The sequence below is a fragment of the Streptomyces sp. NPDC020845 genome, assembly GCF_044334165.1.
GTDB lineage: Bacteria > Actinomycetota > Actinomycetes > Streptomycetales > Streptomycetaceae > Streptomyces.
Genome location: NZ_JBIRSJ010000003.1, coordinates 649,687 through 661,250, shown reverse-complemented (window position 1 = coordinate 661,250; position 11,564 = coordinate 649,687). Strand labels below are relative to the sequence as shown.

The 11,564-nt window shown below is 73.3% G+C and carries 12 protein-coding genes; 4 read left to right on the top strand and 8 right to left on the bottom strand.

Annotated elements, in window-relative coordinates; translation table 11 throughout:
* Nucleotides 1–81: 81 nt before the first annotated feature.
* The 7 genes from ACH4U7_RS10090 to ACH4U7_RS10060 form a co-directional block, all read right to left on the bottom strand.
* On the bottom strand, nt 82–966 hold the full coding sequence (locus ACH4U7_RS10090; protein WP_398527514.1) for a hypothetical protein: 885 nt from the start codon (nt 964–966) through the stop codon (nt 82–84).
* Nucleotides 967–1,621: 655 nt separating this feature from the next.
* Nucleotides 1,622–3,154 carry a hypothetical protein gene (locus tag ACH4U7_RS10085; protein WP_398527482.1) on the bottom strand — a complete coding sequence of 511 codons (1,533 nt, stop codon included), beginning with the start codon at nt 3,152–3,154 and terminating at the stop codon, nt 1,622–1,624.
* Between the two features lie 172 nt (nt 3,155–3,326).
* Nucleotides 3,327–4,388, bottom strand: coding sequence for a DUF2891 domain-containing protein (locus ACH4U7_RS10080; RefSeq protein ID WP_398527481.1), 1,062 nt, complete (start codon nt 4,386–4,388; stop codon nt 3,327–3,329).
* Nucleotides 4,385–5,029, bottom strand: a complete 645-nt coding sequence (gene pcp / locus ACH4U7_RS10075) for a pyroglutamyl-peptidase I (RefSeq protein WP_398527480.1) — start codon at nt 5,027–5,029, stop codon at nt 4,385–4,387. The genes ACH4U7_RS10080 and pcp overlap by 4 nt, the downstream gene beginning before the upstream one ends.
* A 94-nt stretch (nt 5,030–5,123) precedes the next feature.
* A complete protein-coding gene (locus ACH4U7_RS10070) occupies nt 5,124–6,092 on the bottom strand; it encodes a DUF979 domain-containing protein (RefSeq protein WP_398527479.1) in 969 nt (322 codons plus the stop codon).
* On the bottom strand, nt 6,089–6,811 hold the full coding sequence (locus ACH4U7_RS10065; RefSeq protein WP_398527478.1) for a DUF969 domain-containing protein: 723 nt from the start codon (nt 6,809–6,811) through the stop codon (nt 6,089–6,091). The genes ACH4U7_RS10070 and ACH4U7_RS10065 overlap by 4 nt, the downstream gene beginning before the upstream one ends.
* Nucleotides 6,812–6,936: 125 nt before the next feature.
* Complete coding sequence (locus tag ACH4U7_RS10060) at nt 6,937–7,659, bottom strand: GntR family transcriptional regulator (RefSeq protein WP_398527477.1); 723 nt, start codon at nt 7,657–7,659, stop codon at nt 6,937–6,939.
* A 127-nt stretch (nt 7,660–7,786) separates the two neighbouring features.
* On the opposite strand from ACH4U7_RS10060, the gene ACH4U7_RS10055 reads away from it, so the two are divergent.
* The 3 genes from ACH4U7_RS10055 to ACH4U7_RS10045 are packed head-to-tail and all read left to right on the top strand — an operon-like array spanning nt 7,787 to nt 10,166.
* The gene (locus ACH4U7_RS10055) at nt 7,787–8,554 is read left to right on the top strand and encodes a LamB/YcsF family protein (protein WP_398527476.1); all 768 of its coding nucleotides are present in this window, start codon (nt 7,787–7,789) and stop codon (nt 8,552–8,554) included.
* Nucleotides 8,551–9,300, top strand: a complete 750-nt coding sequence (locus ACH4U7_RS10050) for an allophanate hydrolase subunit 1 (RefSeq protein ID WP_398527475.1) — start codon at nt 8,551–8,553, stop codon at nt 9,298–9,300. Before ACH4U7_RS10055 ends, ACH4U7_RS10050 begins: the two co-directional genes overlap by 4 nt.
* The gene (locus ACH4U7_RS10045) at nt 9,297–10,166 is read left to right on the top strand and encodes a biotin-dependent carboxyltransferase family protein (protein ID WP_398527474.1); all 870 of its coding nucleotides are present in this window, start codon (nt 9,297–9,299) and stop codon (nt 10,164–10,166) included. Before ACH4U7_RS10050 ends, ACH4U7_RS10045 begins: the two co-directional genes overlap by 4 nt.
* A gap of 70 nt (nt 10,167–10,236) precedes the next feature.
* On the opposite strand, the gene ACH4U7_RS10040 is transcribed toward ACH4U7_RS10045, so the two are convergent.
* Complete coding sequence (locus ACH4U7_RS10040) at nt 10,237–10,932, bottom strand: TetR/AcrR family transcriptional regulator (RefSeq protein WP_398527473.1); 696 nt, start codon at nt 10,930–10,932, stop codon at nt 10,237–10,239.
* Nucleotides 10,933–11,072: 140 nt separating this feature from the next.
* Here ACH4U7_RS10040 and ACH4U7_RS10035 point away from each other — a divergent pair, with 140 nt between their 5' ends.
* Nucleotides 11,073–11,564: a nitroreductase family deazaflavin-dependent oxidoreductase gene (locus ACH4U7_RS10035; protein ID WP_398527472.1), complete on the top strand. Its 492-nt coding sequence runs from the start codon at nt 11,073–11,075 to the stop codon at nt 11,562–11,564.

Here is an 11,564-nt window from a genome sequence, read left to right as displayed (position 1 = left end):
AGAAGATCGGGGAGGGGACGGTCGGGGAGGGGACGGTCGGGGAGGGGCCGGCTTGAGCGGGGGCGGCCGGGTGGTGGCTGGTCAGGGCGTGTGGAAGGGCAGACCCGCGTCGGCGACCAGCTCCAGGTCGTCGCTGTCGTCCGGCGGCAACAGCGACGCGCTGCCGTCGCTCATGGGCACGACGCCCAGTTCGAGCAGTTCGGCCATGGCGGCGCTGCCCGCCATGTCGCGCACCTGGAGCTGGTAGCGGGCGGTCGTGCGGTACGCGCCTCCGGCGTCGTCCCCGGTGCGCTGGAGAAAGCCGGAGTCGACGAGGAAGGCGACGGCCTTGCCGACAATGCCGGTCGTCGAACCGGCGAGCCGCCGCGCGTCCTTGGTGGCACCGGTGGCGCTGCGCCGCGCGTACACCCGCCAGGCTGCCTCCAGGCCGGGCGCGTCGGTGGCCGGGTCGGTGTTCTCCCCTTCCTCCTCGGCGCGCTCCTCCAGACGGCGGCACGCCTGCCGTACGAAGGCGTCGATGCCGTTGACCGTGACCCGGCCGATGTAGCCGTCGTCAGCAAGGTCCTCGGGGCGCGGGAAGGCCATGGCCGCTACGGCGAGATGGGCGAGGCCGTGCAGGAAACGGTCGGCGGAGTCGGTGGAGGCCCGGCGGGCGTAGTCGCCCATGCGGACGGCGAAGACGGAGTCCTCCGCGGCGGCCACGGCCATCCCGGCCCGGGTGGAGACCTCGAGCACGATCAGGCCGAGCCCGGCGGCCACGGCGTCGGCCAGCCGCGCGAACGCCGGGTCGTCGCGGTGGCGGCGCAGCAGCTCGGCGTACTCGACGTCACGGGCGGGCAGCAGCTTCGGCTGCAGCCCGAAGGCGACCAGACGCGCCGCGTCGGCCGCGTCGGCGGGCGTGAGCGGAGCGGCGCCTTCCGCCGCGCCCGGCAGTCCCGCCGTGCCCGCGCCCAAAACGCCCGACACTCCCGACGCGCCCGGCGCGCTCTGTGCCGAGGACGTCAGCTCCGGCTGCGCGCCGTCTGTGGGGTCGTACTCGCTCACGGGTGAAGCTCCTTGTGGGCCGCGGCCTGGTCAGGGCCGCGGGTCGCGGTAAATCCGGTGGCGCCGGCCTGCGCCGTCTGGGTCGCTCGCCGAAGCGGAAGCCGAAGCGGTGGAGGGTGCTGCCCGGCGCGGCGGGCGGCCGCCCTGCGGCAGGCCCCCGCGCCGCCGCCCGCTCGCGCGCATGCGCGCGGCGGCACCAGGGAGGTGCCGCTGGGCCCCGCCGGCAGAGGCCCGCGGGGAAGTGCCGCGGAACAGGCGGGCAGCCACGCGCCCGGCGGCTCCGGCGCCCGGCCGGCCACCGGACCGGGGCGCCCCGAGCACGGCGTCGAACCGCACCGTCGCGGTCCGGCCCCGCAGGCGCGCGCCGCCTCGCCCCGCCGTACGGCGCACCCGCCGCGGCAAAACGCCGCCCCACGGCAGGGGCAGGGTGCCGCCCCGCGGCATGGCACCGCCCCACGGCGTGGCACTGCCCCTCGCCGTGGCGCCACCCCACGGCGCGGCGCCGCTACGGCCGGTCCGCCGCATCGGCACGACGCACGCGTCACGCCACCTCCGCCATATCCGCACAACGCGCGCATTACGCCACCTCCGCGCGGTCCGCCGCCATCCCGGCCGCGTCCAGCAGCGCCATGCCCAGTATCAGGTCGGCGCCGCCGAACTCCGGGTCGTCCAGCTCGGTCCCGTCGTCGACGGCGAACAGCAGCCGCTCCTCGCCCTGGCGGTAGGCGGTGCCGACGGGCGGGCTCGCGGCGTGGACGGCCAGCAGGGCGATGAGGTACGGGAGTTCGGGGTCGCGGCGGCGGGCCTCGGCCAGCAGGCCGGAGAGCCGGCGGGGGGCGTCGGCGGGGAGGTCGAGCAACTGCATGGCGACCGCCAGCTGCTCCTCGCTGAAGCGGCTGTCGTCGGGGGTGGCGATCAGGTCGGGCTCGGGCATCTCCGCGCCCAGGTGCTCGCGCTCCACGGGCGGGGTCAGCAGCATGTCCACAAGGTCGCCGACGCGCACGGACGTCGGGGTGCGATACCCCGTGCCGCGGGCGAAGAAGGCGTCGGTGACACGGAGGGCGCGGTCCACGGGAAGCGGCAGCAGGGGCGCGAGGAGCTGCCCGTACAGGTCGAGTCCGGCGTGCGCGGCCGGGGTGGCGAAGGCCTGGCGGTCCTGCTCGGCGCGGAACAGCGGCCCGGCCTCCAGCAGCCGGGACTGGAGCTGGGTGTGACGGCGGATGCAGTCCTTGACTATGTCGACGAGCTCGGCGGCGCGCCGCTTGTTCTCGGCGCTCTCCGCCTCGTCGCGAGCCTTGCGGATATTGGTCAGGATCGCGTTCTCATGGCGGTAGCGGTCGGCGACGTGGTCCAGGGCCTCGCTGATCAGGTCGGGGACCGTACGCAGCCAGTCGACCGCGCGCACATTGCGCCGGGTGGCGTCGAGGGTGCGGCGCAGCGTCTCGGAGTACTGCACGGTGCGGTAGCGGGCCTGTTCGGCGGCGAGTTGGGCGTCGGCCAGGCGGCCGCGGCTGATCAGCACCTCCAGCTTCACCTCGGCGGCGATCTGGGCGCTGGTGACGTCCGTGTCGAGCGCGCCCACCAGGACGTTGACCGCCTCGTCGGTGGTGCGCAGATAGACGCTGCCGCCAGGCCCCGGCACCTCCTCGACCAGCTTGAAGTCGTAGTCGCGGCGCACATAGACGCCGTCGGGGCCGAACGTGCCGTAGACGGCGCGGAAGCCGCGGTCCACACTGCCGACGTTGATCAGGTTTTCCAGCACCCAGCGGGCGACGCGCTCATGCTCGGCGGTGGGCCGGTCCGGGGCCTGCGCGCCGACGCGGGGCAGCAGCCTGGCCACTATCTGCTCGTGGTCGGCGCCGGTGTCGAAGTCCATGTTGAGCGTGACCAGGTCGATCGCGGCGAGGGCGACCTCCGCCATCGCGTACACCGAGTACTCGCCCGCGAGGCTGCCCTTGCGCGCGTCGAGGTCGTGCAGCGGCGCGGTGCAGGCGAGCGCGCGCAGCCGCCGGGCCAGGCCCTCGTCTGCGGCCGGACCCGGGGCCGGGCGTGCGGCCCCGGCGTACCCGTTGAGCTGGGGCGCGGCGGCTCCAGGCGGTGGAGAAGTCACGTCGCACAGATTAGGCGCTCGCACCGACAACGGACGAAACGGCGCGGAGCGGCCGGGCACGCGGACGGATCCATCAGTCTACGGCGCCTCCCGAGCCGCTGCGCGGACCTGGGTCGGCCGCTGCGCGGACCTGCCTTCGTCAGCCGCCAACGGTCGGCTCTGTACGACCCCGTCAGCCGCCGGGCGGGCCCTCGTCCAGGGCGAGTGCCGCGAAGGTGGCGAGCCAGTGGTCGCCGGTGAAGTCTCCGGAGACCACGTACGGCAGTCCGGCGGCGAGGTGGTCCTCGGCCGCCGAGGTCAGGACGGGGCCGCGCGGATCGCCCTCGGGCAGCGCCGCGGCGATACGGCGCAGCGCGGCCGCCCTGCTGAGCGAGAGCCCGATGAGATGGCCGATCTGCGGGTCGGTGGGGTCGGAGACGACCGGCGGGGTGAGCAGCGGGGCCGGGGCGCCGCGTTCGAGGCCGGGCAGGAAGCCGTCCAGCCAGCCGGCGAACCTGGCCCGAGGGAACACCCGGCCGACCGCTTCGGCTTCAGTCAAGGCGGGTGAGAGGAAGTCCTGTCCTGAGGGCTCCCAGTGGGCCGGGGCGTCGTGGTCGTCGCCGAACCAGCGGACGACCGCCGCCGCGACCGGCTCGGCGAGTGCCGCCCGCCCGGCCGCGGCGGCGCTGTCGAGGATCAGGCCGAGGGCGAAGGCGCTGTTGGTGTGGACGCCGTGCCGGACCGGGTAGGTGGCCCGCCGGAGCCAGTCACGCAGCAGCGCCTCGACGGCGGCGGCCGCCGGCTCCAGGGCCGCAGCCCAACCGCTGCCCGCCGGGCCCAGGGCCCGGCATTCGGCGGTCAGCGCCAGCAGCCATGCCCAGCCATAGGGACGCTCGAAGGACGGATGGGCGCGCAGATAGTCCGCCTCGGCCGCCAGGTGCGCGGCCGTGAGGTGCTTGTCCAGCACTCCGGTCACCTCCTCGGCGCGGACCCGGTCGGGGCAGCGGCGCAGCAGCCGGACCAGCAGCCAGTGCATATGCACCGAGGAGTGCCAGTCGTACGAGCCGTAGAAGGCGGGGTGGTGGTGGCGCGGCGGCACCAGGTCCTCGGGGCCGCGCAGCAGATGAGTTGGGGCGTATGGGTAGGGCCGGGTGACGTTGGCCGTGGCCACGGCGGCGAACCGGTCGGCGAGTTCGGCGAGTTCCGGGGCCGCCGCAGTCCGGGGTGGCGTCGTATCGGGTCGGCCGCTGCTCAATGGGTGGCTCCCTCGGCGACTCGGAGGTCTTCGCGGGTGGTCACGGCCGCGGTGATGATCGCCCGCAGCGCCTGCGCCACCGTCTCGATGGGCAGCGAGGGCTCGGCCCGGTCCACGACCTGCTCGGGGGCGTACGGGACATGGACGAATCCGCCGCGCAGGGCCGGCTTGCGGGTGGTTATCAGGTGGGCGAGCCCGTAGAAGACGTGGTTGCACACGAAGGTGCCGGCCGTCTGGGACACGGAGGCGGGAATTCCGGCCGCCCGCACCGCCGCGACGCACGCCTTGACGGGCAGGGCGGCGAAGTAGGCGGCGGGGCCGCCCGCGACGACCGGCTCGTCGACGGGCTGCCGTCCGGCGTTGTCGGGGATACGGGCGTCGTCCACATTGATCGCGACGCGTTCCACGCTGATGCCGGTGCGGCCCCCGGACTGCCCCACGCACAGCACCAGATCGGGGTCGGCCCGCTCCACCGCCGCGGCCAGCTCGTCGAGCGCGGTGCCGAAGACACAGCTCAGCCGGGCGGCGGTGACCTGGACGCCGGGCGGGGGTCCGGCGTCGACCAGCGAGACGGCCTGCCAGGAGGGGTTGACGGCTTCGCCGCCGAAGGGTTCGAAGCCGGTGAGAAGCACACGGGTCACGGGAGTCTCGGGGGGCACGGGGATCGCGGCGGGCACGGGAATCACGGGGGTCCTTGGGGTCCCAGGAGTGGTCACTGATGTCACACGGGCCCCCTCAGAAGGCGAAGAGCGAGATGATGACGATGTTGCACACCAGCAGCGCCCCGGCGGTGGGGATCTGGGCCTTGATGGGCCCGTACTGGTCCTTGAGTTCGAGCAGCGCGGCGGGCACGAGGTTGAAATTGGCGGCCATAGGGGTCACGAGAGTCCCGCAGAAGCCGGCCAGCATCCCGACGGCGAGGACGACCGCCGGTTCGCCGTGCATCTGCTGAATGAGTACGGGCCAGCCGATGGCGGCGGTCATCACCGGGAACGCGGCGAAGGCGTTGCCCATGATCGTGGTGAACAGGGCCATGCCGACGCAGTAGACGGCCACGGCGACGTACTTCTGGCCGTCCGGCAGCAGCTGTTCGGTGATCTTGCCGACCTGGGTGCCGACCCCGGCCACCTGGAAGATCGAGCCGAGTACGGCGAGCAGTTGGGGCAGCAGCAGCGCCCAGCCCATGGACTCCAGCAGGCCGCGTCCGGCGTGCAGCGGTACGGCGGGGTTGTGCTCGCGGACCACGAGCATGGCGACCACGAGACCGGCGATGGCGCCGAAGCCGAGGCCGAGTACGGTCTCGCTGCCCGGCTCCAGGACCGGTTCGCCGCCGACGCGCCAGTGCTTGAGGGCGGAGGCGCAGACGACCGCGACGGTCGGGATGGTGAGGGCGGGGATGAACAGTTTGCCGCGCAGCCGTGCGGCGAGCGCGGTGCGCTGTTCGGCGGTGGTGGTGCGCGGGGTGCCGCGCCCGGTGAGGCCGAAGCCGGCCAGGCAGACCATGACCAGCACGGCGAGGCCCAGCGGTTCGGCCGGGGCCTGCTTCTTCACCACCCAGGTGCTGTAGAAGAAGCATCCGCCCAGCAGGCCCCAGAAGGCCGCGGAGCCAAGGCGCTTGGGGTTGCTGCGGTCGACCGCCATCTGTGCGGCCATGGCGAGGAAGACGGCGCCGACGAGCCAGTAGAACCACTCGACCTTGATCACTTGGCATCCTCCGAGGTGCGGTCGCCGGCCTGGGCCGAGCGGGAGGCCGCGGCCGCCAGGTCGCGGTCCAGGGTGCGGTCCAGGCGCAGCAGCCGGGCGCCGTGGATGAGGAAGGCGCATACGGCGGTGGGGATCGCCCACAGCGCCAGCTGGAGGGGCTCCAGGTGGGTGTGGTAGGTGGTGTTGACGAAGCCGGTGATCAGCAGGATCGAGCCGATGGCGAGAAAGCAGTCCTCGCCGAAGAAGAGGCCGACGGTGTCGGCGCTCGACGCGTACGAGCGGACGCGCTCGCGCATCCGCTCGGGCAGCGGGCCGTGGCGGCGCTCGGCGGCCCCCTCGGCCATCGGCGCGACCATGGGCCGCACGCTCTGCGCCGGTCCGCCGATGCTGGTGAGGCCGAAGGCCGCGGTGAGCTGACGGAGCCCCAGGTAGAGGGCGAGGAAGCGGCCGGCGGTGAGTTTGCCGAGCCGGCCGATGAGAACGCGGGCCTGCTCCTGGAGGCCGTTGCGCTCCAGGAGGCCGATGACCGGGAGGGTGATGACGAAGATCGTCACCGAGCGGCTGGAGGCGAAGCCGTTGCCGAAGGCCGCGAGGACTTCTTGCGGCGAGAGCTTGCCCAGCAGCCCGGTGACGATGCCGGCGACTCCCACCACCAGCAACGGGTTGCGTCGGGTGGCGAATCCGAGGACCACCACCAGGACGCCGAGGAGAACGATCATGTCCCGCCTTCCGTGCGCAGGACCTCACGAGCGACGCCGTGAGGAAGAATGCACCGGAGGCTAGGCGATCGTTGAACGATCCGACAAGACTTCGATATGCAGTTGTTTCTCGGCCTGGGGATCGTTTACGACTCGGAAACCCGCTGGGCGTAGGCGTCGGCCAATTGGAGCCGGGAGTCCTCGAGGTAGGAGGCGAGCAGCCGCTCGCCCTCAAAGGCGTCCCCGGACTGCAGCACCTCCAGGATGTGCCGATTACGGACCAGATACGGCGCATGGAAGCGTCGCGGGTCGTCCATGACGTGGAAGACCAGCCGGAGTTCGGCCAGCACGCCCCGCATCAGCTCGTCGGCGCGCGGGCTGCCCGCGAGCGCCACGATCCCCTGGTGGAAGCGGATGTTGGCGGTGGACAGGTCCTGCCAGGCCCGCGCCTGCGCGGCGCACTCCCCGGCCAGGACGGCCGACTCGACGGCCTCCAGCGGGTACGGCGGCTTCCCGAGGCCGCGCACGGCGCCGCACTCCACCAGCGCGCGCACGCGGTAGATGTCGTTGAGGTCGTCCACCGTCACGACGCGTACGAACACGCCGCGGTTGAGCTTGTGCACCAGCAGCCGCTCGTGCGTGAGCAGCCGGAACGCCTCCCTGAGGGTGTTGCGCGAGACGCCGAGCGCCCCTTTGACGCTGTCCTCGGACAGCCGGGTGCCGGGCGGGAAGAACCCTTCGGCGATGCGGTCGCGCAGGACGTCCGCGACGCGCTCGGCGGTGCTCGTCCGCCCCAGCAGTGCGCGGTCGCCCTCCAACTCGGCCAGTGAGGACGCCTCCGCGATCCGCCGATCCGCCCCGTCTATCACTCTTGCTCCTCTTTTTGGGTTATTCACCGCTTCTGAATGCCCTATGGCGAGAAGTCAATCCCAGAACCCTTCCCGGAACAACATTCATCTTGTCGGATCGTTCAACGATCGCTTAGGTTGTCATGTCATGGCGGACCTCACCATCGACCTCAACGCCGACCTCGGCGAGGGCTTCGGACGCTGGCGGCTCACCGATGACGACGCCCTGCTGTCCATCGTCACCAGCGCCAACGTCGCCTGCGGCTTTCACGCCGGCGACCCCTCGACCATGCGCCGGGTGTGCGAGCTGGCCGCCGAGCGCGGTGTGCGCATCGGGGCGCAGGTCTCGTACCGGGATCTGGCGGGCTTCGGCCGCCGCACCATGGACGTACCGCCGCATGAGCTGACCGACGAGATCGCCTATCAGATCGGCGCCCTGCGGGTGTTCGCGCGCTCGGCGGGGTCGGACGTGGTCTACGTCAAGCCGCACGGCGCGTTGTACAACCGCTGCGTACACGATCAGGCCCAGGCCGCCGCGGTCGTCGAGGGCATACGGCTGGCTGCCGACGCCCCGCTCCCCGTCCTGGGGCTGCCCGGCTCCCGGCTGCACGAGGCGGCCGGCGCGGCCGGACTGCCCGTCGTGCGCGAGGGGTTCGCCGACCGCGCGTACACCGCGGCCGGGACGCTGGTCCCCCGCGGCGAGCCCGGCGCCGTCGTCACCGACCCGGGCACCATCGTCAAGCGCTCCCTCGCCTTCGCCCGGGACAAGTCGGTGACCTCGATCGACGGCCGACTGGTCGAGGTGGACATACGGTCCCTGTGCGTGCACGGCGACACCCCCGGGGCGGCCGATATCGCCCGCCGGGTCCGGGCCGAACTGGAGGGTGCCGGCGTGCGCGTGGAGCCGTTCGCATGACCGGCAGCTCCGGCGGGGGAATCCGCGTGCGCGGTCTGCCGGTCGGGGACCACGCGCTGCTGCTGGAAGTGGACACCGGCGAGGCCGCCCTGGCCCTCCACGCCGAACTGCTGCGCCGCGCCGAGGCCCGGACGCTGCCCGCGGTACGGGAGATCGTGCCCGCGGCGCGCACCGTACTCCTGGACGGGGTGGCCGATCCGCGCCGCCTGGCAGCCGAGGTGGCCCGGTGGGACATCCCCCCGCCGGCCGGCGGCTACGACGCCACCGTCGAGATCGCGGTGCGCTACGACGGCCCGGACCTGGCCGATGTCGCCGAGCTGTGGGGGGTCGCCCCGCACGAGGTCGCGCGCATCCACGCGGACACCGAATTCCGGGTCGCCTTCTGCGGTTTCGCCCCCGGCTTCGGCTATCTGACCGGCCTGCCGGAGCGCCGCCATGTGCCGCGCCGCGCCACCCCGAGGACCAGGGTCCCGGTCGGCTCGGTCGCCCTCGCGGGCCCGTACACCGGCGTCTACCCGCGCTCCTCCCCCGGCGGCTGGCAGCTGATCGGCACCACCGACGCGGTGCTGTGGGACACCGCGCGCACCCCGGCCGCGCTCCTGGCCCCCGGAACCCGCGTCCGCTTCGTACCGGAGCGACCCGCCAGAGAAGCAGAGGAAGCGGAACAACAAATAGGAGCAGGGAAACAACCCGCAGGGAAACAGCCCGCAGGGAAACAGCCCGCAGGGAAAGAGACCTCCGCATGACGGACAGCGCCTTCGCGGTGGTGCGGGCCGGCGCGCTGACCACCGTCCAGGACCTCGGCCGGGTCGGCCACGCCCACCTCGGCGTACCGCGCTCCGGGGCGCTCGACGCGCCCGCCCTGCGGCTCGCCAACCGCCTGGTGGGCAACCCCGAAGGGGCCGCGGCCCTGGAGACCACGCTCACCGGCTGCGCCGTACGGCTGCGCCGCGCCGCGACGGTGGCGGTCACCGGCGCCCCCTGCCCGGTCACCGTGGACGGCCGCCCCGCCGCATGGGGCGCGCCCGTGCGGGTGCGCTCGGGCGCGCTGGTGGAGGTCGCCGCGGCGGCCCATGGCGTGCGCAGCTATCTGGCGTTCGGCGGCGGCGTGGAGGCCGAGCAGGTGCTCGGCAGCCGCTCCACGGATCTGCTCTCCGGCCTCGGGCCGCCCCCGCTCGCCGACGGCACGGTGCTGCGGCTGGGCGCGCCGTACGGTCCGGCGCCCGCCGTGGACGCGGCGCCCTGCCCGGGGCCGGCGCGCGAACTGGCCCTGCCGGTCGCGCTCGGCCCGCGCGACGACTGGTTCACCCCCCGGGCGCTGCGCACCCTGGCGACCGGCGAGTTCCGGGTGTCGGCCGCGAGCAACCGCATCGGGCTGCGCACCGAGGGGCCCTCGCTGGAGCGCGTGAGGGACGGCGAACTGCCCAGCGAGGGCATGGTCCTGGGCGCGCTGCAAGTCCCGCCGGACGGCCGCCCGGTGCTGTTCCTGGCCGACCATCCCACGACCGGCGGCTACCCCGTCATCGGCGTCGTCCCCGAGGACCGTCTCGCCGCGGCCGCCCAGGCCGTCCCGGGCACGGTGGTGCGCTTCGTGCCACGCCGGGCCGGGTAGACACCCGCGCTGATCAGTACGCCGAGCAGTACCCCGCACGGCACGCCGATCGGTAGGGCGATCGGTACGCCTAGGGGAGGCCCACCGTACGGCCGAGGGTCGCCACGGCTTGGCCGAAGAACTCCTCGCGCGCCTCGACGACGCCTTTGAACTGGCCGAAGAGCTCAAAGCTGACCAGGCCGAACAGCTGCGCCCAAGCCGCGATGAACCGCGCGAGCGCCGCGTCGGGCAGCTCGATCCCCAGGGTCCCGGCCAGAGCTCGCGTATCTCCCCGCACCGCCTCGGGCACCTCGGCCTCCTCGGGGACGCGCAACGTACCCACGGCGTGGGCGTCGCCCACGATGGCGAGCAGGGCGAGACCCACGCGGGAGGCGGGCACGACGGTGGTCTGGGGCGCGGAGTAGCCGGGCACCGGGGAGCCGTAGATCAGCGCGTACTCGTGCGGATGGGCCAGCGCCCACTCCCGTACGGCCCGGCAGACCGCGCCCCACCGCTCGACGGGCTCCTGGCCGTCCGCCTTCGCCAGTGCCGCTTCCGCGGCGGCGCCGAGGGCGTCGTACGCGTCCACGATGAGCGCGGTCAGCAACTCGTCGCGGCTCGGGAAGTAGCGGTAGAGGGCGGACGAGACCATGCCGAGCTCGCGGGCGACGGCGCGCAGCGACAGCTTGGCCGCGCCCTCGCGGGCGAGCTGGCGGCGCGCCTCTTCCTTGATGGCGGCGGTCACTTCGGTACGGGCCCGTTCCCTGGCCCCTCGGATCGCACTCATGGCAGCCAGTCTCTCATCTGGACGGAGCACCGGCCAACAACAAGAGCAGTGCTCTTGCAACGGCGCACCCATTCATGCACACTGATCTCAAGCGAGAGCACCGCTCTCGAAATGGAGCACGGCAAGCACAGGAGGACACCATGTCGGAGCACCACATCAAGCCCAGCCGGTTCGACAGCGCCATGAACGCCACCGTCGCCTGGCTCGCCCGGCGCGGGGTGAGCTTCTTCGGCACCGCCGAACTGTCCGTCGTCGGCCGGAAGTCCGGTGAATGGCGGCGGGTGCCGGTCAACCCGCTGTCGATGAACGGCGAGCGCTATCTGGTGTCCCCCCGCGGCGCCTCCCAGTGGGTGCGCAACATGCGGGCGGCGGGCGGCGGGCGACTTCAGCTCGGGCGCCGCCAGCAGGCCTTCACCGCCATCGAGCTGCCGGAAGGCGCGGAGAAGACCGAGGCGCTGCGCGCCTACCTCGACCGCTGGGGCTGGGAGGTGAAGAGCTACTTCGACGGGGTGACCGCGAAGTCCTCGGACGATGAACTGGCGCGGATCTCCCCGCTCCACCCGGTCTTCCGCATCACCACCGACGACGCCTCCACCACCGCCTCCGCCGAGCCCCCGGCCGCCAAGGCGTGA

Coding starts and splice junctions, on each gene's coding strand:
- ACH4U7_RS10065 (WP_398527478.1), bottom strand. CDS start 6,811: ATGATCGTTCTCCTCGGCGTCCTGGTGGTGGTCCTCGGATTCGCCACC.
- ACH4U7_RS10055 (WP_398527476.1), top strand. CDS start 7,787: ATGGCGGACCTCACCATCGACCTCAACGCCGACCTCGGCGAGGGCTTC.
- ACH4U7_RS10050 (WP_398527475.1), top strand. CDS start 8,551: ATGACCGGCAGCTCCGGCGGGGGAATCCGCGTGCGCGGTCTGCCGGTC.
- ACH4U7_RS10045 (WP_398527474.1), top strand. CDS start 9,297: ATGACGGACAGCGCCTTCGCGGTGGTGCGGGCCGGCGCGCTGACCACC.
- ACH4U7_RS10040 (WP_398527473.1), bottom strand. CDS start 10,932: ATGAGTGCGATCCGAGGGGCCAGGGAACGGGCCCGTACCGAAGTGACC.
- ACH4U7_RS10035 (WP_398527472.1), top strand. CDS start 11,073: ATGTCGGAGCACCACATCAAGCCCAGCCGGTTCGACAGCGCCATGAAC.